Source organism: Falsiroseomonas sp. E2-1-a20, from assembly GCF_051433195.1.
Taxonomy (GTDB): domain Bacteria; phylum Pseudomonadota; class Alphaproteobacteria; order Acetobacterales; family Acetobacteraceae; genus Falsiroseomonas.
The window spans coordinates 1-428 of the sequence record NZ_JBHMFT010000211.1 but is presented as its reverse complement, the minus strand read 5'-3'; the positions used below and the strand labels follow the sequence as shown (position 1 = coordinate 428).

Below are 428 nucleotides of genomic sequence, written 5' to 3'. Positions count from 1 at the left end.
GAGAACATCGAGCGCTGGCACCAAACCCTGGAGAACCGCATCCTGCTCCAGAACTACTACCTGCCCGGCAACCTCGAGACGCAGATCGAGGCCTTCGTCGCTCGCTACAACCATCAGCGCTACCACGAGAGCCTGCGCAATCTCACACCAGCCGATGTCTACTTCGGCCGCGGCCAGACCATCCTGCTCGACCGTAAGCGCATCAAGCGGCAAGCTATCCAACAACGCCGCTTGATCCACCAGCGACACGCCGCCCAACCTCGAATCACGATTTGCCAGAGCCTCCGTTAACCAACCGCGTCCGATGTCTCAAAGCATTCGACGACGGACACCGTCACCTTCTGGCTCTAGTGCACTGACCCAGACGGAGGATTCACAGCGGGCTGCTGCGGTGGAATTCTCCGGGGATGGCCCAGACCGTCAGTGTT

The 428-nt window shown here is 60.3% G+C and carries 1 protein-coding gene; it reads left to right on the top strand.

The annotated features are described in order from the left end of the window. The coding region (locus tag ACFHPP_RS31410; protein ID WP_437167135.1) for an integrase core domain-containing protein at positions 1-291 on the top strand (291 nt) is incomplete at its 5' end. Between the last annotated feature and the right edge of the window lie 137 nt (positions 292-428).